The organism is Salmonella sp. HY31 (assembly GCF_042604575.1).
Taxonomy (GTDB): domain Bacteria; phylum Pseudomonadota; class Gammaproteobacteria; order Enterobacterales; family Enterobacteriaceae; genus Salmonella; species Salmonella diarizonae.
Genome location: NZ_CP170479.1, coordinates 3,197,790 through 3,224,702 on the forward strand (window position 1 = coordinate 3,197,790; position 26,913 = coordinate 3,224,702).

General features: G+C 54.0%; 24 protein-coding genes and 1 pseudogene. 10 read left to right on the plus strand and 15 right to left on the minus strand.

Going from position 1 to position 26,913, the window contains the following annotated elements:
* Positions 1-84 precede the first annotated feature (84 nt).
* Both bioA and ACE15A_RS15185 read left to right on the plus strand, forming a co-directional pair.
* Positions 85-1,374 carry an adenosylmethionine--8-amino-7-oxononanoate transaminase gene (gene bioA, locus ACE15A_RS15180; protein WP_053510101.1) on the plus strand — a complete coding sequence of 430 codons (1,290 nt, stop codon included), beginning with the start codon at positions 85-87 and terminating at the stop codon, positions 1,372-1,374.
* 57 nt (positions 1,375-1,431) lie between these two features.
* Complete coding sequence (locus ACE15A_RS15185) at positions 1,432-1,908, plus strand: kinase inhibitor (RefSeq protein ID WP_053510103.1); 477 nt, start codon at positions 1,432-1,434, stop codon at positions 1,906-1,908.
* 84 nt (positions 1,909-1,992) lie between these two features.
* On the opposite strand, the gene hutH is transcribed toward ACE15A_RS15185, so the two are convergent.
* From hutH to hutI, 5 genes are all read right to left on the minus strand, one after another.
* The gene (gene hutH, locus ACE15A_RS15190; RefSeq protein ID WP_053510105.1) at positions 1,993-3,513 is read right to left on the minus strand and encodes a histidine ammonia-lyase; all 1,521 of its coding nucleotides are present in this window, start codon (positions 3,511-3,513) and stop codon (positions 1,993-1,995) included.
* 1 nt (position 3,514) lies between these two features.
* On the minus strand, positions 3,515-5,200 hold the full coding sequence (hutU, locus tag ACE15A_RS15195; RefSeq protein WP_053510107.1) for a urocanate hydratase: 1,686 nt from the start codon (positions 5,198-5,200) through the stop codon (positions 3,515-3,517).
* 196 nt (positions 5,201-5,396) lie between these two features.
* Positions 5,397-6,122 (minus strand): histidine utilization repressor, encoded by a 726-nt coding sequence (locus ACE15A_RS15200; RefSeq protein ID WP_023248183.1) that lies wholly within the window; start codon positions 6,120-6,122, stop codon positions 5,397-5,399.
* 45 nt (positions 6,123-6,167) lie between these two features.
* A complete protein-coding gene (gene hutG, locus ACE15A_RS15205; RefSeq protein ID WP_023248184.1) occupies positions 6,168-7,109 on the minus strand; it encodes a formimidoylglutamase in 942 nt (313 codons plus the stop codon).
* Complete coding sequence (gene hutI / locus ACE15A_RS15210) at positions 7,106-8,329, minus strand: imidazolonepropionase (RefSeq protein WP_023248185.1); 1,224 nt, start codon at positions 8,327-8,329, stop codon at positions 7,106-7,108. The genes hutG and hutI overlap by 4 nt, the downstream gene beginning before the upstream one ends.
* Before the next feature lie 237 nt (positions 8,330-8,566).
* On the opposite strand from hutI, the gene ACE15A_RS15215 reads away from it, so the two are divergent.
* Positions 8,567-9,850, plus strand: a complete 1,284-nt coding sequence (locus ACE15A_RS15215; protein WP_053510109.1) for a putative acyl-CoA thioester hydrolase — start codon at positions 8,567-8,569, stop codon at positions 9,848-9,850.
* A gap of 93 nt (positions 9,851-9,943) precedes the next feature.
* Here the strand turns inward: ACE15A_RS15215 and ACE15A_RS15220 are convergent.
* Positions 9,944-10,581, minus strand: a pseudogene (locus ACE15A_RS15220) (hypothetical protein); the annotation flags it as partial.
* Between the two features lie 15 nt (positions 10,582-10,596).
* On the minus strand, positions 10,597-11,592 hold the full coding sequence (pgl, locus tag ACE15A_RS15225; protein ID WP_053510113.1) for a 6-phosphogluconolactonase: 996 nt from the start codon (positions 11,590-11,592) through the stop codon (positions 10,597-10,599).
* Between the two features lie 163 nt (positions 11,593-11,755).
* Here pgl and ACE15A_RS15230 point away from each other — a divergent pair, with 163 nt between their 5' ends.
* Positions 11,756-12,574: a pyridoxal phosphatase gene (locus tag ACE15A_RS15230; RefSeq protein WP_053510139.1), complete on the plus strand. Its 819-nt coding sequence runs from the start codon at positions 11,756-11,758 to the stop codon at positions 12,572-12,574.
* On the opposite strand, the gene modC is transcribed toward ACE15A_RS15230, so the two are convergent.
* From modC to ACE15A_RS15250, 4 genes are all read right to left on the minus strand, one after another.
* Positions 12,575-13,633 (minus strand): molybdenum ABC transporter ATP-binding protein ModC, encoded by a 1,059-nt coding sequence (gene modC / locus ACE15A_RS15235; protein WP_023248191.1) that lies wholly within the window; start codon positions 13,631-13,633, stop codon positions 12,575-12,577. It lies immediately after the preceding gene.
* A gap of 2 nt (positions 13,634-13,635) precedes the next feature.
* Positions 13,636-14,325: a molybdate ABC transporter permease subunit gene (modB, locus tag ACE15A_RS15240; RefSeq protein ID WP_000604021.1), complete on the minus strand. Its 690-nt coding sequence runs from the start codon at positions 14,323-14,325 to the stop codon at positions 13,636-13,638.
* Positions 14,325-15,098: a molybdate ABC transporter substrate-binding protein gene (gene modA / locus ACE15A_RS15245; RefSeq protein ID WP_023248192.1), complete on the minus strand. Its 774-nt coding sequence runs from the start codon at positions 15,096-15,098 to the stop codon at positions 14,325-14,327. The genes modB and modA overlap by 1 nt, the downstream gene beginning before the upstream one ends.
* Before the next feature lie 166 nt (positions 15,099-15,264).
* Positions 15,265-15,414 carry an AcrZ family multidrug efflux pump-associated protein gene (locus ACE15A_RS15250; RefSeq protein WP_053510115.1) on the minus strand — a complete coding sequence of 50 codons (150 nt, stop codon included), beginning with the start codon at positions 15,412-15,414 and terminating at the stop codon, positions 15,265-15,267.
* Positions 15,415-15,542: 128 nt separating this feature from the next.
* Here ACE15A_RS15250 and modE point away from each other — a divergent pair, with 128 nt between their 5' ends.
* The 6 genes from modE (at position 15,543) to galM (ending at position 22,343) form a co-directional block, all read left to right on the plus strand.
* Positions 15,543-16,331, plus strand: coding sequence for a molybdenum-dependent transcriptional regulator (gene modE, locus ACE15A_RS15255; RefSeq protein ID WP_023248194.1), 789 nt, complete (start codon positions 15,543-15,545; stop codon positions 16,329-16,331).
* Positions 16,332-16,398: 67 nt separating this feature from the next.
* Entirely contained in the window at positions 16,399-17,871 is a 1,473-nt protein-coding gene (gene modF, locus ACE15A_RS15260; protein ID WP_053510117.1) for a molybdate ABC transporter ATP-binding protein ModF, read from the plus strand.
* Positions 17,872-18,084: 213 nt separating this feature from the next.
* Positions 18,085-19,101, plus strand: coding sequence for a UDP-glucose 4-epimerase GalE (galE, locus tag ACE15A_RS15265; RefSeq protein ID WP_064055744.1), 1,017 nt, complete (start codon positions 18,085-18,087; stop codon positions 19,099-19,101).
* A gap of 10 nt (positions 19,102-19,111) precedes the next feature.
* Complete coding sequence (galT, locus tag ACE15A_RS15270; protein ID WP_023248197.1) at positions 19,112-20,158, plus strand: galactose-1-phosphate uridylyltransferase; 1,047 nt, start codon at positions 19,112-19,114, stop codon at positions 20,156-20,158.
* Between the two features lie 2 nt (positions 20,159-20,160).
* Positions 20,161-21,309 (plus strand): galactokinase, encoded by a 1,149-nt coding sequence (gene galK / locus ACE15A_RS15275; protein WP_053510121.1) that lies wholly within the window; start codon positions 20,161-20,163, stop codon positions 21,307-21,309.
* Entirely contained in the window at positions 21,303-22,343 is a 1,041-nt protein-coding gene (gene galM / locus ACE15A_RS15280) for a galactose-1-epimerase (RefSeq protein ID WP_023248199.1), read from the plus strand. The genes galK and galM overlap by 7 nt, the downstream gene beginning before the upstream one ends.
* 37 nt (positions 22,344-22,380) lie before the next feature.
* Here the strand turns inward: galM and chbG are convergent, their stop codons facing one another.
* The 4 genes from chbG to chbC are packed head-to-tail and all read right to left on the minus strand — an operon-like array spanning position 22,381 to position 26,690.
* Positions 22,381-23,127, minus strand: coding sequence for a chitin disaccharide deacetylase (gene chbG, locus ACE15A_RS15285; protein ID WP_023248200.1), 747 nt, complete (start codon positions 23,125-23,127; stop codon positions 22,381-22,383).
* A 15-nt stretch (positions 23,128-23,142) separates the two neighbouring features.
* Positions 23,143-24,495: a 6-phospho-beta-glucosidase gene (locus tag ACE15A_RS15290; RefSeq protein WP_053510123.1), complete on the minus strand. Its 1,353-nt coding sequence runs from the start codon at positions 24,493-24,495 to the stop codon at positions 23,143-23,145.
* A complete protein-coding gene (chbR, locus tag ACE15A_RS15295) occupies positions 24,492-25,319 on the minus strand; it encodes a transcriptional regulator ChbR (RefSeq protein ID WP_023248202.1) in 828 nt (275 codons plus the stop codon). The genes ACE15A_RS15290 and chbR overlap by 4 nt, the downstream gene beginning before the upstream one ends.
* A 12-nt stretch (positions 25,320-25,331) precedes the next feature.
* Positions 25,332-26,690 carry a PTS N,N'-diacetylchitobiose transporter subunit IIC gene (chbC, locus tag ACE15A_RS15300; RefSeq protein WP_053510125.1) on the minus strand — a complete coding sequence of 453 codons (1,359 nt, stop codon included), beginning with the start codon at positions 26,688-26,690 and terminating at the stop codon, positions 25,332-25,334.
* Positions 26,691-26,913: the final 223 nt, after the last annotated feature.

Consider the following 26,913-nt stretch of genomic DNA (forward strand, 5'->3'; position numbering starts at 1 on the left):
GGCTTCTCCAAAATATGTTGTTTGTTTTTGATATGGTGTAGACTCGTAAACCTAAATCTTTTTAATTTGGTTTACAAGTCGATTATGACAACGGACGATCTTGCCTTCGATAAACGCCATATTTGGCATCCTTACACTTCCATGACCTCGCCGCTGCCGGTATATCCCGTTGAGCGGGCCGAAGGCTGCGAACTGATCCTCGCCTCGGGCGAACGCCTGATTGAGGGGATGTCCTCCTGGTGGGCGGCCATTCATGGTTACAACCACCCGCAATTGAACGCGGCGATGAAATCGCAAATTGACGCCATGTCGCATGTGATGTTCGGCGGCATAACCCACAAGCCTGCGGTGAATCTGTGCCGTAAACTGGTCGCGATAACGCCTGAGCCGCTGGAGTGTGTCTTTTTGGCCGACTCCGGTTCGGTGTCGGTGGAGGTGGCCATGAAGATGGCGCTGCAATACTGGCGGGCGCGGGGCGAATCGCGTCAGCGTTTCCTGACGTTCCGCAACGGTTATCATGGCGACACGTTCGGCGCGATGTCAGTGTGCGATCCGGATAACTCCATGCACAGCTTGTGGAAAGGCTATCTGCCGGAAAATCTGTTCGCGCCGGCGCCGCAAAGCCGGATGGATGGCGAATGGGATGAAAGCGACATTGCGCCATTTGCCCGCCTGATGGCCGCGCATCGCCATGAAATAGCTGCCGTGATTCTGGAACCCATCGTCCAGGGCGCGGGCGGGATGCGCATATATCATCCACAATGGCTCAGGCGTATCCGTAACATGTGCGATCGCGAAGGCATTCTGCTGATTGCCGATGAAATAGCCACCGGGTTTGGCCGTACCGGCAAACTGTTCGCCTGCGAGCACGCCGGGATCGCGCCGGATATTCTGTGTCTCGGCAAAGCGTTAACCGGCGGCACCATGACCCTCTCGGCAACGCTCACCACACGCCAGGTTGCAGAGACTATTAGCAACGGCGAGGCGGGGTGTTTTATGCATGGCCCGACGTTTATGGGGAATCCGCTGGCCTGCGCCGCCGCCTGCGCCAGCCTGACGCTGCTGGAAAGCGGCGAATGGCGCCAACAGGTGGCGTCCATCGAGTCTCAGTTACGCGCTGAGTTAGCCCCCGCACAACGTTCGCCCTGGGTGGCGGATGTGCGGGTGTTGGGCGCGATTGGGGTGGTTGAAACCACACATCCGGTCAATATGGCGGCGCTTCAGCGCTTCTTCGTCGGGCAAGGCGTCTGGATCAGGCCGTTCGGCAAACTAATCTATCTGATGCCGCCCTACATTATTCGTCCAGAGCAGTTGCGCCGTCTGACCCAGGCGGTTAATGACGCGGTACACAATGAAACATTTTTTAGCCATTAATCAGCGGTAAGCGGCGCGGCTTCTGGCTACACTTCTGGTGAGTCAAAAGGAGAGCGCATGAAACTTATCAGCAACGATCTGCGCGATGGGGATAAACTTCCTCATCGTCACGTTTTTAACGGTATGGGCTATGATGGCGATAATATTTCGCCACATCTGGCCTGGGACGAAGTACCGATGGGCACCAAAAGTTTTGTCGTGACCTGTTACGATCCTGACGCGCCAACCGGCTCCGGCTGGTGGCACTGGGTGGTGGTTAACCTCCCGGCGGATACGCGCGTACTGACCCAGGGGTTCGGCTCAGGTCTGGTGGCCGTACCAGACGGCGTCATTCAGACGCGTACCGATTTCGGTAAAGCGGGTTACGGCGGCGCGGCGCCGCCTAAAGGGGAAACGCATCGCTATATCTTTACGGTTCACGCGCTGGACGTCGAACGTCTTGACGTTGATGAAGACGCCAGCGGCGCAATGGTTGGCTTTAACGTGCATTTCCATTCGCTCGCCAGCGCCTCGATAACGGCGATATTCAGTTAAACGCTGTGCCGGATGGCGGCGTAAACGTCTTACCCTGCCAACGGGTTGGGTAGGTCGAGTAACCGCCTCGCCATGCGGCAGCATTCACATAAAGTCCGGCACCAGACGCTGTAACGCGCCTTGCGCCAGCAGCGTCGTCGCACACTCAATATCGGGCGCGAAAAAACGATCCTGCGTATAGTGCGCCACCTGTTCGCGCAGTATCTGCCGCGCCTGTTCCAGTAACGGGCTGGAGGTTAACCCTTCCCGTAAATCTATCCCCTGACAGGCAGCCAGCCACTCCACGGCAATGACGCCGCGGGTATTCGCCGCCATTTCCCAGAGTCGCCGCCCTGCCGACGGGGCCATTGAGACATGATCTTCCTGATTCGCCGAGGTCGGCAGGCTATCCACGCTGTGCGGGTGCGCCAGCGCTTTATTCTCGCTGGCGAGCGCCGCGGCGGTGACCTGGGCAATCATAAAACCGGAATTAACGCCGCCATTTTTCACCAGAAACGGCGGTAGCTGCGACATATGTTTATCCATCATCAGCGCGATGCGCCGCTCCGACAGCGCGCCGATTTCCGCTATCGCCAGCGCCAGATTATCCGCCGCCATAGCGACCGGTTCAGCATGGAAATTACCGCCGGAGATCACCTCCCCCGCATCGGCAAAGACCAGAGGATTATCGGACACCGCGTTGGCCTCAGCTAATAGCACCTCTTTCGTCTGGCGTAACTGGGTCAGACAAGCGCCCATCACCTGCGGCTGGCAACGAAGGGAATACGGGTCCTGAACTTTATTGCAATGGTGATGTGATTCAGCAATGGCGCTGGTATCGGTCAACAGATGCCGGAACAACCGCGCGGCGTCAATTTGCCCCTGCTGTCCGCGCGCGGCATGAATACGCGCATCAAAAGGACGGCGCGATCCCAGTACGGCTTCGGTGGTCAGCGCGCCGCAGACGACGGCGGAGGCAAATAACTCCTGCGCCTCAAATAAGCCGCGCAGCGCGAAGGCCGTTGACGCCTGGGTGCCGTTAAGCAACGCCAGCCCCTCTTTGGCCGCCAGCGCGACAGGCTCCAGTCCGGCCTTTTTTAGCGCCATCTGCGCCGGAAGCCATTCGCCCTGCCAGCGCGCTTTTCCTTCGCCAAGCAGCGTCAGCGACAGATGTGCCAGCGGCGCTAAGTCGCCCGACGCGCCGACCGACCCTTTTGCCGGAATCAGCGAGTACACTCCGGCATTCACCAGAGCGATGAGCGCTTCTATCACGCTCAACCGAATCCCGGAAAACCCGCGTGCCAGGCTATTGATTTTCAATACCATGATCAGACGTACCATCGCGTCATCCAGTGGGTCGCCTACGCCCGCTGCGTGAGACAACACCAGCGATCGCTGTAGATTTTGCAAGTCTTCATCGGCGATGCGCGTCTGCGCCAGCAGGCCGAAACCGGTGTTGATGCCGTAGGCGGTACGCCCTTCGGCAACGATATCATTGACGCACGCGACGCTGGCATTAATGCCGTCAATGGCGCTGGCGTCCAGGCGAAGCTGTACCGGATGACGCCAGACGTCGTACAGTTGAGAGAGGCTTAACTGCCCCGGAGTGAGTGTCATGGTATTCATATCAGCCTTTCCCCTGCGTCGCCGCAACCATGGGTAGATGTAAACCTTGCTCAACAGCGCATTCCACCGCGAGATCATACCCGGCATCGGCATGGCGCATGACGCCCGTCGCCGGATCGTTGTGTAACACGCGGCGAATACGCGCAGCGGCCTCGTCAGTGCCATCACAGACAATCACCATACCGGCGTGTTGCGAAAAACCCATCCCCACCCCACCGCCATGATGGAGCGATACCCATGTCGCCCCGCTGGCGGTATTGAGCAACGCATTTAACAACGGCCAGTCGGAAACCGCGTCGGAACCGTCGCGCATCGCTTCGGTTTCACGGTTAGGACTGGCGACAGAACCGGAATCCAGATGATCGCGGCCAATCACAATGGGCGCGGATACCTCGCCGCAGCGCACCATTTCGTTGAATGCCAGCCCCAGTTTTTGCCGCCACTCCAGACCTACCCAGCAGATACGCGCCGGTAGTCCCTGAAAATGAATGCGCTCGCGCGCCATATCCAGCCAGTGATGCAGATGTTTATCCTCAGCCACTATCTCTTTGACTTTGGCATCGGTTTTATAGATATCCTGCGGATCGCCGGACAACGCCACCCAGCGAAACGGCCCGATTCCTCGACAAAAAAGCGGACGAATATAGGCTGGCACAAATCCCGGAAAATCAAAGGCATTTTCCACCCCCATCTCTTTCGCCATCTGGCGAATATTGTTGCCATAGTCAAAGGTCGGCACGCCCATTTTACTGAATGCCAGCATCGCCCGAACGTGCGCCGCCATTGAACGTTTCGCCGCCTGCATCGTCCCCTGGGGATCGGATTGCGCGTTTTCCTGATACTCCTCCCAGCGCCAGCCGGAAGGCAAATAGCCATGTAGCGGATCGTGGGCGCTGGTCTGATCGGTCACCAGGTCCGGGCGCACGCCACGATTAACCAGCTCCGGCAGGATATCCGCCGCGTTCGCGCACAGGGCCACGGACACGGCTTTCCCCTCGCGGGTGTAGTGCGTAATGCGGGCCAGAGCGTCATCCAGCGTGGCGGCCTGCTCATCCACGTAGCGAGTACGCAGACGAAAATCGATACGGCTTTGCTGGCATTCAATCGTCAGCGAACACGCTCCGGCCAGCGTCGCAGCTAGCGGTTGCGCGCCGCCCATGCCGCCCAGTCCGGCAGTAAGCACCCAACGTCCCGCCAGCGTGCCGTTATAGTGCTGACGCCCCGCCTCGACAAAGGTTTCATATGTTCCCTGCACGATTCCCTGGCTGCCGATATAGATCCAGCTTCCGGCCGTCATCTGACCGTACATCGCCAGCCCTTTCGCATCCAGTTCGTTAAAGTGTTCCCATGTCGCCCAGTGGGGGACAAGGTTGGAGTTGGCGATTAATACCCGCGGCGCGTTGTCGTGCGTTTTAAATACGCCGACCGGTTTGCCAGACTGAATAAGCAACGTTTCGTCCGCCTCCAGCCGGGTTAGCGAATCAACAATAGCGTCATAGCATTCCCAGTTGCGCGCGGCGCGACCAATTCCGCCGTAGACCACCAGCTCATGCGGATTTTCCGCCACATCAGGATCAAGATTATTCATTAACATCCGCAGCGGGGCTTCAGTTAGCCAGCTTTTCGCCGTTAATACCGTGCCTCTGGGAGCGCGGATAGTCTGCTGACGACACTTACTTTCAGGCATAGCAATGACTCCTCATTATTATCGGTCTGCCATCGCCGAATAACGCTAAAACGTCACTATCAGGCACTGCCGCAGACCCACAGATAAGAACCAGACATATACTTGTCTATACAAGTAAGAACAAGAATAAAATTAACAAAAATGATACAATTTCGTTATATTGTGTCAGCAATCACGTTTTCCGGCAGCGGCCCGCTCAGGAGATAAATCGTCCCTGTAACCGGTAGCGCGACCCGGGGAAAAGTAAGCGGGCGTGAGAGACAATCTGCGACGCGGACCAGGTCGTACGACGAATGAGCAGGCAGGGCTCATGCTCTTTGATAGTTAACCACGCGCACTCTTGCGCCGTGGCGCGCACGGCCTCCACAATATGTTCCCCTTCCGTTAGCGGCGCGATCCGCGACAAATAAGCGTGTGGAGTGGTCTGACGGTAATCCTGCGTCAGGTAATCCACGGCAATATCCGCATTCACGCAGCGATCTTCAATTTGTACCGGCAGATCGTTTTCATAATGCACCATGATGGAATGGAAAATGACATCGCTCTCATTGACGTTGAGAGCGCTGGCCTGTACGACGTTTGCCCGCACGCGCTCCAGCGTCAGTACCTCACAACGATGCTGATGATGACGGGCGGCAATCTCCTCGGCGATACTGCGGACTTCAAACAGCGCGGACTGGCCTTTTGGTTCGGCGACAAACGTCCCCACGCCCTGTAAACGCACCAGCCAGCCTTCATCCGTCAGCTCGCGTAGCGCCCGGTTGATGGTCATTCGGCTAAAGCCATACTGGGCGACCAGCTCGGCTTCAGACGGAATGCGATCGTGCGGTTGCCAGACGCCGCCGGCAATTTTTTTACAGATGTCCTGTTTCACCGTTTCGTAAAAAGGGGCAGGTGCAGAACGGGATCGGGATGAATACATGCGTGAAGCCTTCCTTATGCAGATAGTATTTTCCGGGATGACAGATTAACGCCACCAGTGCGCAATTTGCCAGCCAAGCCGCGCCGCCACGCGCGCCGCTGCGCCATCTTCATCAAAGTGTGGATTAAATTCAACCAGATCCGCCGCCTGTAATTTTCCGCTGCGGCAAACCGGCTCAATTAAACGCAGAACCTGTATCAGCGGCACGCCCGGAGCGGCGGGAGCGGAGACGGCCGGCATTTCCCAGACAGGCAATACGTCGAGATCGATAGTCAGATAAATTTTATCCACCTTGTCGATAAACTGCGTCATCTGCGCCAGAGCGTCATGGCAGTCCAGATCCTCCACCACGGTAACATTCCGCCGCGTCGCTTCCCGCCATAACGCCCGCGTATTCGCCGCACGGCTCACGCCGAAACAGGCATAATGAAACGCGCGGCGCTGCGCGTCGCATAGCTGCGCCAGTTGACGAAACGGCGTACCGGACGTCGCCCGATCGGCCTGACGGAGATCCAGATGCGCATCAAGATTAATGATCCCTACGCTCTCCTGCGCAAACGCGTCCAGCACACCCGCGCCGTGTCCAAACGCGGTTTCATGACCGCCGCCCAGCACCAGCGTGTGCATCCCGGCCCGCAGACAACGGCTTACCGCATCGCGCAAAGCCTGCTGCGCGCCTTCCAGATCGGGCGTCGGCGCAACCCAATTGCCTAAATCCACCAGCCGCTCATGACCATCATGGCAGGCCATATTCGCCAGCGCTTTACGCAACGCGTCCGGGGCGCCTGCCGCGCCGGGACGGCCTGCATTGCGTTTTACCCCTTCATCGCAGGCAAATCCCATTAACGCGATCTGTTGCGGCCAGTTTTCGGGCACAAAAGCCTCGCTGCGCGTTACGGTCTGAAACAGACGCCGCGCATCCGGCGCTTCTGTGCTGTCATCGCGCCCCTGCCAAAGCGCCAGGGAAGCCGGATACCATTGCATCATGTGATTTGCCCCCGGTATACCCGCTGATATAAAGGATTACGTCCCGGCTCATACACTATCTCTACCGGTTGTTCAGCATCCCATACGACAAAATCCGCCCGGTAGCCGGCCCTGATCTGCCCATGCGTCGCCTGTCTTCCTAGCGCGCGTGCGGCATGGCGTGTAACGCCCACCCATGCCTCTTCCGGTGTCAGACCAAACTGTACGCAGGCCATGTTCATCGCCAGATGCAAACTGCAAAACGGACTGGTGCCGGGATTGAAATCGCTGGCGACGGCGACAGGCACCTGATAGCGGCGTAGCAGTTCCACTGGCGGACGCTGCGTCTCGCGCAGAAAATAAAACGCGCCGGGCAATAGCACGCCGACAGTACCGCCGTCACGCATCGCCGCGACGCCCGCTTCATCAAGATATTCGATATGATCCGCCGATAAGCCCTGATAACGACTCACTAACTGCGCGCCGCCCAATAGCGAAAGCTGCTCAACATGGCCTTTAACGGGAATACCTAACGCCTGCGCCGTCTGCAATACGCGCTCACTCTGCGCCACATTAAAGCCGACGCTCTCGCAAAAGAGGTCTACCGCATCAAATAGCCCTTTTTTCCATAGCTGCGGAATCATCGTCTCGCAGACCAGAGCGATGTAGCCGTCCGGATCGTCACGATACTCCGCTGGCGTGGCATGAGCGGCAAGCAGCGTGGGGCTAATGTCGATAGCGTTTTCGGCGGCAAGCTTTGCAGCGACGCGCAACAGCTTTTCTTCTGTCGCCAGTTCCAGACCGTAGCCGGATTTAATCTCCAGCAGCGTGACGCCTTCGTTGGCAAGACGCATCATGCGTTCGCGCGCCAGCCAATAGAGCGTCTCCTCCGCACAGGCGCGGGTCGCTGATACCGTCGCGTTAATGCCGCCGCCCTGAGCGCTAATATGCTGGTATGACGCGCCGTTAAGCCGCTGCTCCCACTCTCCGGCGCGGTTGCCGGCAAACACCAGATGCGTGTGGCAATCGATAAGTCCCGGCGTTACCAGTCGTCCCTGCATATCATGAATATTGTCCCCGCTGACGGGAAGCTGCGTCTCTGGCACGATATCGCAAATATGCCCTCCGCGCACAATCAGCGCCTGGTTATCCACCAGCCCATACGGGGCTTGCCGCTGCGGGTCCATTGTCGCCAGCCTGATGTTTCGCCAGACAGTATCGCCCGGTAAAAGTTGCCGCATTCCTGTCGCTCTCTTGCCTGTCATGAGTTGTATAGACATTTATTTTCTTTCTGCTCCAGATTGTCAACTCAAAGTGCGAAAGTTGTTACTTAATTGTGACAAAACCATCTGATGCTAAAGGTGTTTCCAGCCTGAAAAGGAACTTTTTACCTTTTCGCCTTCCCGTTTCGTTCAACTTAGTATAAAAAAGCAGGCTTCAATGGATGTCATTTAACTTTTTCAAGCCCGGAGCAACCTGTGAATACATTATCGGTTTCCCGTCTGGCGCTGGCAGTGGCTTTTGGCGTGACGCTGAGCGCCTGTAGCTCTACGCCACCCGATCAGATCCCTTCCGATCAAACCGCGCCTGGCACCGCCTCGCGCCCGATTCTGTCGGCAAAGGAAGCGAAAAACTTCGTTGCGGCGCACTATTTTGCCTCCCTGACGCCGAATACCGCCCCGTGGTCGCCGTCGCCGATTACCCTACCCGCGCAGCCTGACTTTGTCGTGGGTCCGGCAGGTACGCCTGGCGTTACGCACACCTCGATTCAGGCCGCCGTCGATGCGGCAATGGTTAAACGCACGAACAAACGCCAGTACATCGCTATTATGCCGGGCGACTATCAGGGGACCGTGTATGTTCCCGCCGCGCCGGGAAGTCTGACCCTGTACGGGACCGGTGAAAAACCGATCGATGTGAAAATTGGTATGGCGATTGATGGTGAAATGAGTGCCGCTGACTGGCGCCGCGCGGTGAATCCCGGCGGGAAATATATGCCAGGTAAACCCGCCTGGTATATGTTCGATAACTGCCAAAGCAAACACGCTACGACGATCGGTGTGATGTGTTCTGCCGCGTTCTGGTCGCAGAATAACGGCCTGCAGCTACAGAATCTGACCATCGAAAACACATTGGGCGACAGCGTCGATGCTGGAAACCATCCGGCGGTGGCGCTGCGTACCGATGGCGATAAAGTCCAGATTAACAAGGTAAATATCCTTGGCCGCCAGAACACCTTCTTTGTGACCAACAGCGGCGTGCAGAACCGTCTGCAAACCGATCGCCAGCCGCGTACGCTGGTGACGAATAGCTATATTGAAGGTGATGTGGATATGGTTTCCGGACGCGGCGCCGTGGTGTTCGATAACACCAACTTCCAGGTCGTCAACTCACGCACACAGCAGGAAGCCTACGTCTTCGCCCCGGCGACGCTGTCCAATATTTACTATGGCTTCCTGGCGATCAACAGCCGCTTTAACGCATCCGGCGATGGCGTTGCGCAGCTTGGCCGCTCGCTGGATGTCGACGCCAACACCAACGGTCAGGTGGTGATCCGCGACAGCGTGATTAACGAGGGCTTCAACGTCGCCAAACCGTGGGCCTACGCGGTCATCTCGAAACGTCCGTTTGCCGGAAATACGGGAACCGTGGATGACAAAGGCGAGGTACAGCGTAATCTGAACGACACTAACTACAACCGCATGTGGGAATACAACAACCGCGGTGTAGGCAGTAACGTGGTGGCGGAACCTAAGCAGTAATCGCAGTTCCGGTTCAGGCTTATAAACGGGCCGCCGCATCAGATGCGGCGGCCCGTGGTTTTACTGCAAGCGGTGTTTATTGAAATTGATCAGGCTTGCCGCCTGTTCCCGCACCGAGCCGTCCCCCGGTTTAACGGCATAAATCAAGCTCCCTATCCCGGTATCCTCGGGGCGTACATTTTCCTGACCAGCAATCTGCTGAATACACGCGAACATCGGGGCCAGTTCGGCGGCCTCGCCGTCCTGTCGCCGTTTTTCCAGCGCGGCGACGGCTTTACTTCTGCCGATATAGCCCGGACGCGGTGCGAGAGGGTAAATTCCGCCAGCCCCACCGGATTTGAGCGGTAAGAGGAAGTCTCGCCGGAAGGGAGCGACTCGTCGATGGTAGTCACCTTATCGAGAATTTTCGAGCAGACCCTGAATAGAGTATTCTCTGTCAGCGTGCCTGACGCCAGCCAGTCTTTAATGTTGGGTCCATAAATAAGCGTCTGCTGCGTCATGCGCGCCGATTCTATTTCCGTCTGGCGAAGAATATCCGCCAGATTTTCATTTAAAGTATCGCTTTCATAGACGTTGCTGGGGTGGAAAGGCAGCGCGATCATCGCCAACGCAACATCCTGCGGCCCTACATACGCCGCCGGCTGGCCGGTCAGATACACGGCGACCACATCGGGATAATCAATATCCCAGGTATCATTCAGCAGTTGTTTAACAAGCTCGCCGCCGCCATCCGGCAGACAGCGTCTTTAGTACGCGTTCACCACAACCCACATCGGCCCCTGGCCGACGGCATAACGACCTTTTTCCGTCAGCAGTCCCTGGGTGCCTGTAATTTCATAGACCGCGATATGATGTGACTTTTGACCCGCAGCAATCAGGTATTTCCCGCTGTGATCGATATTAAAGCCGCGCGGTTGGGCTTCCGTCGGCTGGAAGCCTTCAACGCTCAGTACGCTGCCGTCTTCGGAGACGCTGAAGACGGTAATCAGACTGGCGGTGCGGTCACAGGCATACAGATGCCGTCCATCCGGCGTAATATGAATATCCGCCGCCCAGCGCGTATCGGAAAAATCGGCGGGCATCATATCCAGCGTTTGTACGCACTCTATCTCGCCATGCGGATTTTTAAGCTGCCAGACATCCACCGAACTGTTCAGCTCATTGACGCAATACGCATATTGTTGATTCGGGTGGAAGGCCATATGGCGCGGGCCAGCCCCTTCAACCGTATTCACTTCCGCCGGCTCCTGGGCCACCAGATGACCGTCATCGCTTAGCGTAAACAGACAAATGCGATCCTGTTTCAGTGCAGGCACCCACAGAGTACGGTTATCAGGCGTAATATTCGCCGAGTGACATCCGTCCAACCCCTCCACCACATCCACCAGCTCAACCGGCAGACCATCCTGTAAACGCGTCACGCTGACATTACCGGCGTTATACGATCCGACAAAGACAAAACGACCATGATGATCGGTAGAAATATGGGTCGGGCTACCCGGCAGGGCGGATTCGGCGGCAAACGTCAGCGCGCCATCATCCGGCGCAATACGATACGCCAGCACACGAAACTCCGGGCGCACGCCGACATAGAGGTAGCGTTTATCCGGACTGACCACCATCGGCTGAACCTGACCGGGCACATCCACTACCTGCACCAGTGTCAGCGTCCCTTCGTGATTCAGGCTCCAGACGTGAATTTGCTGACTCTCAGGACTGGCGGTATAGACTGTTTGTTTCATGAATACTCCTTTGCATATGGCATGTAGCTGCAATGACAGGATACAGCTTAACGTAGTCGCTTTTGACGGCAAATGCTGAATTCAGACGCAGAATTTTGTCTGCTTACCGTCCCGGTGTACCATGCCGACAGACGGAATTATTACTCTTAATCTGGAAAAAATTATGACTGCACGCGTGATTGCCCTCGATTTAGACGGAACGTTATTAACTCCGCAAAAAACCTTACTCCCCTCCTCACTCGATGCGCTTTCACGCGCCAGAGAAGCGGGCTTTCAACTTATCATCGTTACCGGCCGCCATCATGTTGCTATTCATCCTTTTTATCAGGCGCTGGCGCTGGAAACACCTGCTATTTGCTGCAACGGCACCTATTTGTATGATTATCAAGCGAAAACGGTGCTGGATGCCGATCCTATGCCCGTGGATAAGGCGTTGCAGTTGATTGATTTACTGGATGAGCATCAGATTCACGGCCTGATGTATGTTGATGACGCTATGCTTTACGAGCGCCCGACCGGTCACGTCGTGCGTACCTCCCGGTGGGCGCAAACCTTGCCGCCGGAACAACGTCCGACCTTTACGCAGGTCTCTTCGCTGGCGCAGGCGGCGCGCGACGTGAACGCCGTGTGGAAGTTTGCGCTTACCGATGAAGATATTCCCAGGCTACAGCGGTTCGGTCAGCATGTTGAACAGGTGCTGGGCCTGGAGTGTGAATGGTCATGGCACGATCAGGTGGATATCGCTCGCCAGGGCAATAGTAAAGGCAAGCGCCTTACCCAGTGGATAGAAGCGCAGGGATGGTCAATGAAGAATGTGATCGCTTTCGGCGATAACTACAACGACATCAGTATGCTGGAGGCGGCAGGCACCGGCGTTGCGATGGGGAACGCCGACGATGCGGTGAAAGCGCGCGCTGACGTCGTGATCGGCGATAACACCACCGATAGCATCGCAAAATTTATTTACACGCACCTGCTATAGTCAGGCGGTGATAGAAACGCTTTTCACCTGCGCGTAAAGCCACAGGCCAGGCTTGATACTCAACTCATCCCTGGCCCACGGGCTTATTCGCGCCCACAGCGTTCTACCGCCTATCTCAAGCTGGACTTCCACCTGTCCGTTATCGTCATAACAATTCGCCACTTTTGCCCGCAATACGTTGCGGATACTGGTCTGCTGCGGCGGCTGTAGTACCAACGAGACATCCGACGCCTGAATACGAATACGCAGCGTGGATTGCAGCGGCTGACTGAGTTTATTCACCCACAGGTGCTGGTCGCCAAGCGCCAGGGCGGTCATAGCGTAATGCGGGTGATGCTCCAGTACGCTGACTTTCAGAATACTGCTCTGTTGCTCTTTTGGCAGCCACGGGTGCATGACGCTGCTGCCCCAGACCTCTTCCAGCGGGCCAAACGCTTTAACCTGACCGTCTTCCAGCACCATGACTTTATCCGCCAGGTGGAGAATTTCATCGAGAGAATGGCTGACATACAGCATGGGAATATTGATTTCCCGCGCCAGCCGTTGCAGGTACGGCAGTAATTCGCGTTTACGCGGGATATCCAGCGAGGCCAACGGTTCGTCCAACAACAACAGCTCCGGGGCGGTGAGCAATGCCCGGCCTATCGCCACGCGCTGTTTTTCCCCGCCGGACAAGCTCCCCGGCAGGCGGTCAAGCAACGCCTCAATTCCCAGCAGTGACACCAGTTTGTCAAACTGACCGCTCATGCTTTTCGCCATGCCATAGCGCAAATTGCCGCGTACTTTGTAATGAGGGAACAGGCGCGCATCCTGGAAAACATAACCGATGCGGCGTTTTTCCGGCGTTAAACAGATGCCGTTTTCCGCGTCATGCAACACCCGGCCATTCAGCGCAATGCGTCCTTTTTGCGGGCGAGTCAAACCGCTGATGGCATTAATCAGCGAGGTTTTTCCTGCGCCGGAGACGCCAAAGATAGCCGTGATTCCACTGGCTGGCAGCGTTTCGTTGAGGGTTAAACAGTGCGTTCCCAGCGTCTGGGAAAAATTAAGCTCCAGCATGGTTAGCGCCCCGTCCGTTCACGGCTAATCCGCGCCAGCCATTCAGAAATCAGCAGCGAAATCAGAGCTAATACAATCGAAATCACGCACAGCCTCGCCGCCGCGCTCTCCCCGCCAGGCGTCTGGATCAAGGTATACATGGCGGAAGGTATGGTGCGGGTTTCGCCCGGAATATTGGAAACAAAGGTAATGGTCGCGCCAAATTCGCCAAGCGAACGGGCAAACGCCAGCACCGTACCGACAATAATGCCCGGCAGGGTAAGCGGTAAGGTGATAGTCAGAAAAACGCGCCAGCGCCCGGCGCCCAGCGTTCTGGCGGCCTGTTCAAGCTTGATATCCACACCCTCCAGCGCCAGCCGAATGGCCCGCACCATCAGCGGGAAGGACATCACCGCCGCCGCCAGCACGGCGCCGCGCCAGCTAAAGGCAAACGTGAGACCGAACCAGTCATACAGCCACTGGCCAATAAATCCGCGTCGCCCCATCGACACCAGCAGCAGATAGCCGACCACCACCGGCGGCAGCACCAGCGGCAGATGCAGGACGCTATCAAGTAAGGCTTTGCCCGGAAACCGGCATCGCACCAGTAACCAGGCAAAAAAGATCCCAAACGGCAGGCTAAACAGCACGGCCAGGGAAGACACTTTCAGGCTAAGAAAGACAGCCTGCCATTCTGGATCGGTCAGTATCATTACTTCGTCGTAAATCCATAACGTTTAAAGATTGCCGAGGCCTGCGGTCCTTTCAGGTAATCATAGAACGCGCTGACGGTCGCATTTTTATGCCCCTCCACGATAGCGATGGGGTATTCCACTTTTTTATGTGAATCTTCCGGGAACGTCGCCACCACGTTGACTCCCTTGCTGGCGACCGCATCAGAACCGTATACAATGCCCAAAGGCGCTTCGTTACGTTCGACCAGCGCCAGCGCGCCGCGCACATCTTCGCCCGGCGCCAGTTTCGGTTCAAGCGTTTGCCATGCGCCCAGCTTTTGCAGCGCTTCTTTGGCATAAATTCCCGCCGGTACGTGTTGCGGATCGCCCACCGCCAGACGCCCGCCGTTCAGCAGACGAATCCAGTCCGTTTTGTTGTCGATGGTAAACGGTTTCTGCTCGCTGGCTTTCGGCGCCACCACCACCAGGCTGTTGCCAAGCAATGTTTCACGCGTCGCGGTATCCACCGCTTTTTTATCGGCTGCGTAATCCATCCACTTTTGGTCAGCAGAGATGAACAGGTCCGCCGGCGCGCCCGCTTCTATCTGGCGCGCCAGTGTTGAAGAGGAGGCGAATGAGGAGACCACATCCACATTTTTCTCTTTTTTATATTCTGCCGCAATGTCTTGCATCGCGTTCGTTAGCGACGCGGCGGCAAATACGGTAATCTTGCCTTCATCCGCCAGCGCATGACCAGCGATGGCGAAAGATAATGTAGCCCCTGCGACCAGGCGTAACCAGGAATGAGCCATCTGTAACTCCTTTTGCGTTCCGTTATGTAAATGATAATATAACGATAATTCCAGAGGTTTCCCAGCGGTTATTCATACCCATTAACGATTAAACACAGAAAATATCGGCAGGAAAAGCAGGATCTTGAGTAACAAAAACGCCCGACTGAGCGGGCGTTTGGGGAAATCAGCGGTTCTGTCTGGACTGGTCTTTCTGACCGATACCGGAAAAAATGTTGAACACCTCACCCAGACCGTAAATCAGACCGAGGATGACGGCCATCACTACCGGTACCATGATGACGGCAAATACCAGACTTTTTAATAACTCTAACATGGGCAACTCCAGATATAGTCCTTTTTATATTCTAACCGCATAACCCAGAAAAGCACTCCCCTTTTGTGCGGTCGGCTTTGCGCTGGCGCGCTTTTCAGTCACAATAGCCTTTTTACCAGGAGCTGGTTATGCAGGCCGAAATCCTTCTTACCCTGAAACTTCAGCAAAAGCTTTTTGCCGATCCCCGACGTATCTCTCTGCTGAAACACATTGCGCTTTCCGGCTCTATTAGTCAGGGCGCGAAAGACGCGGGAATCAGCTATAAGAGCGCCTGGGATGCGATAAATGACATGAACCAGCTTAGCGAACATATGCTGGTTGAACGCGCGACGGGCGGCAAAGGCGGTGGCGGCGCGGTATTAACCCGCTATGGCCAGCGTCTGATCCAGCTTTACGATCTGCTGGGCCAAATTCAGCAAAAAGCGTTCGATGTATTAAGCGACGATGACGCCCTGCCGCTTGACAGTCTGCTGGCCGCCATCTCCCGCTTTTCACTGCAAACCAGTGCCCGCAACCAGTGGTTCGGCACCATTACCGCACGCGATCGCGATCAGGTACAACAGCATGTCGACGTATTGCTGGCCGACGGCGAAACGCGGCTCAAAGTCGCGCTGACGGCACAAAGCGGCGAACGACTCGGTCTGGAGGAAGGTAAAGAAGTGCTGATCCTGCTAAAAGCGCCGTGGGTTGGCATTACCCGGGATGCAACCATTGCGCGCGCCGCTGACAATCAGTTGTCGGGAACGATTAGCCATATTGAGCGCGGCGCAGAACAGTGTGAAGTGTTGATGGCGCTGCCGGACGGCCAGACGCTGTGCGCCACTATACCCACTGCGGATGCCGCTACGTTAAAGGAAGGCGATGACGTTATTGCCTGGTTTAATGCGGACAGAGTGATTATTGCGACGTTGTGCTAAGCACATTGACATCCGTTGCCGAAAGACGTATCCCTGTCATTCATCGCTGCAAAAAATGGGATGCAAAATGTCATCATTGCAAATTTCGCAAGGCACGTTTCGTCTGAGCGATACAAAAACACTTCATCTGGATTCGCTAACGCTAAATGCGGGCGATAGCTGGGCATTCGTTGGGGCTAACGGGAGCGGGAAGTCGGCACTCGCCCGCGCGCTGGCGGGTGAACTGCCGCTATTAAAAGGCGAACGCCAGTGTCGGTTTACCCGCATTACTCGTCTGTCCTTTGAACAATTGCAAAAGCTGGTCAGCGATGAGTGGCAACGTAATAACACCGATATGCTCAGTCCTGGCGAAGAAGATACCGGGCGCACTACCGCGGAAATTATTCAGGATGATGTTCACCATCCCGCCCGCTGTGAGATGCTGGCGCAGCAGTTCGGCATTTCCGCTTTACTCGACAGGCGTTTTAAATACCTTTCTACCGGCGAGACGCGGAAAGCGCTGCTGTGTCAGGCGCTGATGTCTGAGCCGGAGTTATTGATCCTCGATGAACCGTTCGACGGGCTTGACGTGGTCTCCCGTCAACAACTGGCGCAACGCCTGACGGCGTTGAGCCAGGCGGGTATTACCCTGGCGCTGGTACTCAACCGTTTTGATGAAATCCCGGACTTTGTTCAGTTTGCCGGCGTGCTTGCCGACTGTACGCTGGCGGAAACCGGAACGACGGCAGAGTTGCTGCAACGGGCGTTGGTCGCTCAACTCGCGCACAGCGAGCGTCTGGCCGACGTACAATTACCCGAACCGGACGAACCTCCCGCCCGCCATGCGTTACCCGATGGCGAACCACGGATCGTACTTAACGATGGCGTGGTCTCGTATAACGATCGCCCTATCCTCCACCATCTAAGCTGGCGAGTAAATCCGGGCGAACACTGGCAGATCGTCGGTCCTAACGGGGCGGGTAAGTCTACGCTGCTTAGCCTTATTACTGGCGATCATCCGCAAGGCTACAGCAACGATCTCACTCTGTTCGGTCGGCGGCGAGGAAGCGGCGAAACGATTTGGGATATCAAAAAACATATCGGCTACGTCAGCAGCAGTTTACATCTGGAGTACCGCGTCAGTACCACGGTGCGCAATGTAATTCTCTCCGGCTATTTCGATTCTATCGGCATTTACCAGGCCGTTTCAGACAGGCAACGAAAGCTGGCGCAACAGTGGCTGGATATTCTGGGAATCGATAAGCGTACGGCGGATGCCCCCTTCCACAGCCTCTCCTGGGGACAGCAGAGGCTGGCGCTGATCGTGCGCGCGCTGGTTAAGCATCCGACAGTGTTGATACTGGATGAGCCGCTGCAAGGGCTCGACCCGCTGAACCGCCAACTGGTACGCCGTTTTGTCGATGTATTAATTCGCCAGGGAGAGACCCAACTGCTGTTCGTTTCCCATCATGCAGAGGATGCGCCTGCCTGTATTACCCATCGGCTGGAATTTGTGCCAGAAGGCGACCACTATCTCTATCGGCAATCTACGTTACCTTAATGCCAACCGGGGCGTGTGAAGCGCCCTTTTTTCGTGCTTTTTCAGATAAAAGGCGTGATCATTCTAAAATCCATTGATTTATCATCAAATTATTGGCGACTATTTGTGAGCTAACTCAAGTGTAAACGATTCCACTAATTTATTACATGTCACACTTTTCGCATCTTTGTTATGCTATGGTTATTCCATACCATATGCTTAACGGAGCGAATTATGAGAGTATTGGTTACAGGTGGTAGCGGTTACATTGGAAGTCATACCTGTGTGCAATTGCTGCAAAATGGTCATGACGTCGTCATCCTCGATAACCTCTGCAACAGCAAGCGCAGTGTACTGCCCGTTATCGAACGTCTGGGCGGTAAGCACCCGACCTTTGTCGAAGGCGATATTCGCAACGAAGCGCTTATAACCGAAATTCTGCACGATCACGCGATTGATACCGTGATTCACTTTGCCGGCCTGAAAGCCGTCGGCGAATCGGTCGCCAGGCCGCTGGAGTACTATGACAACAACGTCAACGGTACGCTGCGGTTGATCAGCGCAATGCGTGCGGCCAACGTTAAAAACCTTATTTTTAGCTCCTCCGCCACTGTTTATGGCGATCAGCCCAAAATTCCTTACGTCGAAAGTTTTCCTACCGGCACGCCGCAAAGCCCCTATGGCAAAAGTAAATTGATGGTAGAACAGATCCTCACCGATCTGCAAAAAGCCCAGCCGGAGTGGAGTATTGCGCTGCTGCGTTATTTCAACCCGGTCGGCGCGCACCCGTCGGGCGACATGGGAGAAGATCCGCAAGGTATTCCGAATAACCTGATGCCCTATATCGCCCAGGTCGCCGTGGGTCGTCGCGAATCGCTCGCCGTTTTCGGCAACGATTACCCGACCGAAGATGGCACCGGCGTGCGCGATTACATTCACGTTATGGACTTAGCCGACGGGCACGTCGTGGCGATGGAAAAACTGGCGGACAAACCCGGCGTACATATTTATAACTTCGGCGCTGGCGTCGGCAGTAGCGTACTGGATGTGGTCAACGCCTTTAGTAAAGCCTGCGGTAAGCCCATTAATTACCACTTCGCACCGCGTCGCGACGGCGATCTGCCAGCGTATTGGGCGGATGCCAGCAAAGCCGATCGCGAGCTGAACTGGCGTGTCACCCGCACGCTTGACGAAATGGCGCAGGACACCTGGCACTGGCAGTCACGCCATCCGCAGGGATACCCAGATTAAGGATGTTGTTATGACCCCATTTAATCCCATCGATCATCCACATCGTCGTTATAACCCGCTTACCGGTCAGTGGATTCTGGTTTCGCCGCATCGCGCAAAACGCCCCTGGCAGGGGGCGCAGGAAACGCCGTCTCAGCAAATACTACCGGCGCACGATCCGGACTGCTTCCTGTGCGCGGGCAATACGCGTGTGACTGGCGATAAAAATCCCGATTACAAAGGGACTTACGTCTTTACTAACGATTTCGCGGCGCTGATGGCCGACACGCCGGATGCGCCGGACAGCCACGATCCGCTGATGCGCTGTCAGAGCGCGCGCGGCACCAGCCGCGTGATCTGCTTTTCTCCCGATCACAGTAAAACGCTGCCGGAGTTGAGCCTGCCCGCGCTGACGGAAATCGTGAGAACCTGGCAGACGCAGACCGCCGAGTTAGGCAAAACCTATCCGTGGGTGCAGGTCTTTGAAAATAAAGGCGCGGCGATGGGCTGTTCGAACCCGCATCCGCATGGACAGATCTGGGCCAACAGCTTTCTGCCGAATGAGGCCGAACGCGAAGATCGTTTACAAAAAGCCTATTTCACCGAGCAGCGTTCGCCAATGCTGGTGGATTATGTACAGCGAGAACTGGCGGACGGCAGCCGTACCGTGGTCGAAACCGAACACTGGCTGGCGGTGGTGCCTTACTGGGCGGCGTGGCCGTTCGAAACGCTACTGTTACCCAAAACGCATGTCCTGCGCATTACCGATTTAAGCGACGAGCAGCGCGACTCTTTGGCACTGGCGTTGAAAAAGCTGACCAGTCGTTATGACAACCTGTTTCAGTGTTCCTTCCCCTACTCAATGGGCTGGCACGGCGCGCCGTTTAACGGTGAAGAAAACGCGCACTGGCAGTTGCACGCGCACTTTTATCCACCGCTGCTGCGCTCTGCGACCGTCCGTAAATTTATGGTCGGCTATGAGATGCTGGCGGAAACCCAGCGTGATTTAACCGCAGAACAAGCGGCTGAACGCCTGCGTGCGGTCAGCGACATCCATTTTCGCGAATCCGGAGTATAAAAATGAATCTGAAAGAGAAAACGCGCTCTCTGTTTGCTGAAATTTTCGGCTACCCTGCCACCCACACGATTCAGGCGCCAGGCCGCGTCAATCTGATCGGCGAGCACACTGATTACAATGATGGTTTTGTTCTGCCCTGCGCTATCGATTACCAGACCGTAATTAGCTGTGCGCCGCGCGACGATCGTACCGTGCGGGTGATTGCCGCCGATTACGATAATCAGGTGGACGAATTTTCACTGGATGCGCCGATCGTGACCCACGACAGCCAGCAGTGGTCTAACTATGTGCGCGGCGTAGTGAAACACCTGCAACAGCGTAACAACGCGTTTGGCGGCGTGGATATGGTCATCAGCGGCAATGTGCCGCAGGGCGCCGGGTTAAGCTCCTCCGCCTCGCTGGAAGTGGCGGTGGGCACCGTCTTCCAGCAGCTTTATCACCTGCCGCTGGACGGCGCGCAAATTGCGCTCAACGGACAAGAGGCCGAGAACCAGTTTGTCGGCTGTAACTGCGGCATTATGGACCAGCTCATCTCTGCGCTCGGCAAAAAAGATCATGCGTTGCTGATTGATTGCCGTACGCTCGGCGCCAAAGCGGTTTCCATGCCGAAAGGCGTCGCCGTGGTGATCATCAATAGTAACTTTAAGCGCACTCTGGTGGGCAGCGAGTATAATACCCGCCGTGAACAGTGCGAAACCGGCGCCCGTTTCTTCCAGCAGCCGGCCCTGCGCGATGTCAGCCTCGAGACGTTCAATGCCGTTGCCAGCGAGCTGGACCCGGTAGTCGCAAAACGCGTTCGCCATGTATTGAGCGAAAATGCGCGCACCGTTGAAGCAGCAAGCGCGCTGGAGAAAGGTGATTTGCAACGTATGGGCCAACTGATGGCGGAATCCCATGCCTCGATGCGCGATGATTTCGAAATTACCGTCCCGCAGATAGACACGCTGGTAGACATCGTCAAAGCGACCATCGGCGATAAAGGCGGCGTGCGCATGACCGGCGGCGGCTTCGGTGGATGTGTTGTCGCGCTGATCCCGGAAGATCTGGTTCCCGCCGTTCAGCAGGCCGTTGCGCAGCAGTACGAAGCGAAAACCGGTATCAAAGAAACCTTTTATGTATGCAAACCGTCGCAAGGAGCAGGACAGTGCTAAATGAAACGCCCGCACTAGCCCCCGATGGTCAGCCGTACCGCCTGTTAACCCTGCGCAACAGCGCAGGGATGGTGGTAACGCTGATGGACTGGGGAGCCACTCTTCTTTCTGCCCGTATTCCGCTGTCTGACGGCAGCGTTCGGGAAGCATTGCTGGGCTGTGCCAGCCCGGAACACTATTCTGAACAGACGTCGTTCCTCGGCGCCTCTATTGGCCGTTACGCGAACCGTATCGCCAATAGCTGCTATACGTTTGCCGGCGAAACCGTACAGTTAAGCCCAAGCCAGGGCGAAAACCAGCTACACGGCGGACCGGAAGGCTTTGACAAGCGCCGCTGGCAAATTGTGAATCAGAACGATCGCCAGGTATTATTCGCGCTCACCTCTGATGACGGCGACCAGGGCTTTCCCGGCCATCTTTGCGCCACGGCGCAATATCGTCTGACCGATGACAATCGAATCTCCATCACCTACCGTGCGACGGTCGATAAACCCTGTCCGGTGAATTTGACTAACCACGTCTATTTTAATCTGGACGGCGATCGGACCGACGTGCGTCAACATAAGCTGCAAATTCTGGCGGATGAGTATCTGCCAGTAGATGAATACGGTATTCCACGTCAGGGGCTAAAATCGGTGGCCAACACCTCATTTGACTTCCGGATGCCAAAAGTCATCGCCAGCGAGTTTCTCGCCGATGACGATCAGCGCAAGGTTAAAGGCTACGATCATGCTTTCCTGCTACAGACGCAGGGTGATGGCAAAAAGCCGGCGGCCCGTCTGTGGTCACAGGATGGAAAGCTACAAATGATGGTTTACACCACTGCCCCGGCGCTACAGTTTTATTCCGGCAATTATCTGGCGGGTACGCCTGCCCGCGGGCCAGAACCTTATGCAGACTGGCAAGGGCTGGCGCTGGAAAGCGAACTGCTGCCGGACAGCCCGAATCATCCTGAATGGCCGCAGCCTGACTGTATCCTTCGCCCCGGCGAGGAGTACGCCAGCCTGACCGAGTATCAGTTTATTCCGTCCTGACGATATGCCCGGCGACGCTAATCCGCCGGGCTATTTATTACAGATCGTTGTAGGTTCCCAGGCGGAAACCTTGCGCCAGAATATCTTGTTTCAACGTCGCTGACGTCAGCACGTCCAGCTCATCCAATCGCGGATAACAATAGCTGCTTTGCAGAGCAATTTTATCGATAAATCCCGGGTGGCACATCAGCTCAACGGACTGTTCTTTCCCTGCTGCTGCGCGTGTCAAAGCCGCAAGAATAAAATGGGCTGAGACATTCTCTGCATAAAAATTGCTGATAAAGTTATCAACGCCTTTTACGCCTTGCGTAGAAATAGCGTGCTGTCGATCGAGACGCAACGGAAGTCCGGTTTCTCCCGCAAATCGTACAACATGCTTCCAGACCTGGGGAATAAAATGCGCATGGTGATGGCTATCAATATGCGTAGGCGCTCGTCCAAAGAGCCGGACAAAACCTTCATACTGCCTGTGTAATTCAGTCACTAGTTCATCATCCTGAATTTTCCCTTGTGCGGCGGCCTGCCAGAGCCATTTCCCCAGCATACCTTCTCTTTCCAGCGAAGGCATACTGGACAATGGCGCGCCAAAACTGAGAACAAAATGCAGACCCACGCCAAGCAAAGGAAAATCGGCGCTAATTGCTGCCGCATGTTCAATACCATCGGCATTCATCATAGCCGTTGTTGACGTAACCAACCCGTGACGATGCGCTTCAATAATGCCGTAATTTATGCCAGGACTTAAACCAAAATCATCGGCATTAACAATTAACAGTTTCGTCATTATTCTGACCTTCTATTAATGCTCTCGCTGGCGAAGCAAGTTGATCGCATCAGCAAATTGAGGCAAATACGGCTGGTTAGCAAGCAGCATCTCCCGCGCCAATATTTCAGCGCCCTGATCTGAACCGACTAAAGGATTGAGATTGAGCGCCAGTAATACATCATCCATTCGTCCGCTCAAGGCCGCATTGGCGGTTGCAATTTCAAAAATTTTTATCGTGTAAATTAATCCTAAAACTTTCTCGTCAAAATGTGTGATGCGTGGATGCGGTGTAGCCCCATTCTTGCCTAACAGGCAGGTCATTTCTACGGACCAGTCCACAGGAATATTGTTGATATGACCATGATGAGGCACGTTAATATAATGTTCCGTTTGTTTATCATTATAAATTGCATTGATAACCTCACACGCCGCATCGGAATAATAAGAACCACCACGAGATTCCAGTTCCGCAGGCTTACTATTCTGTTCAGGCTTTTTATAAATTCCGAATAGCTGTTTTTCCAATTTCTGTACAACCTGTGCACGAACACTGCCTTTGTAATACTCTCCCATTTCTATTGCCAGCATTTCTTTAGATTTAAAATAATAAAGTAGATAGGAGCATGGCAGTAAATTGAGCGAACGCAGTAGCCCTCCACTAAATGGCAGGCTAAATATGTTTTTAACCGAACTGCCGCTTATAGTACCGGATGTTACCAGATTCATTACCTCAGCAAAACGTGACTGCCCGTTTACCCAAATATTGCCGATAAATACTAAATGATTGAGGCCAAACAGATCGATAGAAAGCGAGTCTTCTTTTGTTAATGACAGAAGGTCCTCAATGAGCATCCGCATCCCTACCGGGACGTTGCAGACGCCAATAAAACGTTTGAAACGAGTATGTCGATAGACGGCTTCTGTTACCATCCCGGCAGGGTTGGTGAAATTAATAATCCACGCCTGAGGACAAATCTGCTGGACATCTTTCACAATATCAAAAATAACGGGAATGGTGCGTAACCCTTTAAATAACCCGCCCGCACCATTAGTCTCTTGCCCAAGATAACCATGTGACAGTGGGATACGCTCATCCTGCTCGCGCGCCTTTAGCTGACCAACCCGGAATTGTGTTGTGACGAAATCCGCATCCTTTAACGCTTCCTGTCGATTTAAACTTTTATAAATCGCTATCGGCACTCCCGCCTGTGCGACCATACGTTGGCAAAGCGCAAAAATAATATCGAGTTTTTCGCTACCTTCTTCGATATCCACCAGCCATAACTCACTGACAGGTAACTCATCATAGCGTTTAATAAATCCATCAAGAAGTTCAGGAGTGTAACTACTTCCTCCTCCAATAGTCACTACTTTTAATTTTTTCATATATACTCCTGCTGTGAGCTCGCCAATTTCCGTCGGTAATTGCCTGGGGTGAATGAGGTCATTTTCTTAAAGTTATTGATAAAAATTCCAGGACTACTAAATCCGGCCTCAAAAGCAATATCAGCAACCGAAAAATTAGTGGTCTCCAGTTGTTTTTTACAATAGTTGATCCGAATAGCATTTATTATCTGGCCAGGCGTCTTGTGATAATAACGATTAGTAGCCCGTGTAAGATAAGATTGCGTTTTCCCGGAAAGCCTTACCATATTATTCAACGCATCATCGGAAAACATTGATTTTTTGTGCATGTCGCTGACGAGTTGTTTTAGCCAGCCGGGTATTGCATCCGACCGTGAATTATCCTCATAATGCTGCAAACGATTGACGATATAAAAAGTGAGTAATTTATTGAACTCATCACATTCTCGTTGATGAATATCCATTGTTGATAAGGTCTGCTCTATAAAAGTTAAGAAAGCATTAGACATTGCATAAGGCTGAGACGCCACAAAACATGACGGGAGTATCGCCAGATAGTGTTCATCAAAATAGCGTCTACCTACCCCCATATTTAATATTCGCGTAACTCCATAGTCATAAAACGTTTGATGGTAAGACCCTACCGGGATAAAGACAAAATCACCACGTTCCAGCATTACACGTTTACCATTTATCTCCTGACTACAGCTTCCTGTCAGAACTAGCGTAAATTCATAGTAGTCATGCTGATGCAGTCCACTCACACTCTCCGTTTTGTCCAAAATAAAGAAATAAAAATCTTTACCTTTTAAAAACTGGCTTTCATGTACCGTGTTGATTTCCATGTTCACACCTCATCAAAATTTTAAGGCATTGGCGATATCTTCTTCGCTCTCATCCTCATCAATAATGTTTTGTGCTTTATTGGCAATAATGACAAAAGGGAGATAAATTAAGGTCGCTATGGCAAGGTTCACTAATGCCATAATGAGTGCAGCGATACTGCCGTTAGAATTGAAGAATGCCCCCAGCCCTACTGGCATTGTCCACGGCGCAAAATTTGTAGAGGGTGGAATAATACCTACTGAATAGACTAATAATGTGATACCAGCCAGAATAGGCTGAATGAGTACGAAGGGAATCATTAACGCCGGATTCATGATAATGGGCAGGCCAAACAGAATCGGCTCATTAATATTAAACAGTCCGGAGGGTAATGCCATCTTAGCTACCTGCCGATAGTCAGCACGGCGTGAGGCGATAAAAATAGCGAAAATCAGACTCAACGTTGCACCAGTCCCGCCGAGATAGACGTAAGACTCCAACATTGGCCCGGTCCAGAAATGAAAGGTTTTACCCGCAGCCAGCGCTGCGTCGATAGAACCATACTCAGTATAGGTCGCCATATTTTCCATTCCCCATGGGCCCAGAATTCCACTATTGAGCGCAGTTAATGCCAGTCCTCCATGTACGCCAAAAAACCACAGTAAGGCATTAAATATCACATATGCCCATCCAACGATGCTACCGAGCGACGCTAGTGGTGTCGCAATCGAATTCATAATCACCTGATGAAAATGGGTGCCAGCCAACGACAGCCCCCATGCAATCAGTCCCATCATGAAAAGAATAATAAAACCTGGGATTAATGCCGTAAATGAGCGCGAAACCGATTCCGGTACGCTGTCAGATAATTTGATAACCCAGTTCTGACGGATAATAAAAGTGAATATCTCAGTAACGACCAGACCAATAATAATACCCGATATAATATTTGCGCCGCCAAGCCAGTTTGCGCCAATAGCGCTAACATCTCCTACTGTAAACGGCGTAACCGTCATAAAAGAGGCAATCGATAATAAGCCGGCAGCGAGCGCATCCACTTTACGCTCTTCAGCCAACGCCATGCCAATAAAAAATGGCGTCATCAATGACATTATTCCCAACGTTCCATTATATACGCTACTGCCTATAACTTTTAGTTGTTCCAGTGATGCAAGAGTATTCGCATCCAGGCGAATACCCATAGACCAGAAAAATGATCCTTCACCAAAATTCAACAAAACATTATTTATCAGAACAAATATCGCTCCAACAAGCGTTAATGGCATTAGCCTGATAAAACCATTTTTAATAGCGTTAACATGTATCTGTTTACCCAGCGTTACCGCAACAGGTAAAATCACCCTTTCCAGGGAACTTATTGCGCCAGACATAATGAATACCCTCAAATGGAACACTTGATATGGAAAAAATGTAAATCTCTTTGACGGATAAAATCACAAACTGAATATTTCTCTCTGAATGACAAACAGGATACATGAGGCCCCTAAAAGGCAGTAATGAGCCAGATCCATAAATTCTTTTTCATTGACCTTTTGACATGACGATTTTCACATTTCAGGGAATTAAGTAGAAGTGCTAAGCCAATGAGCAAGG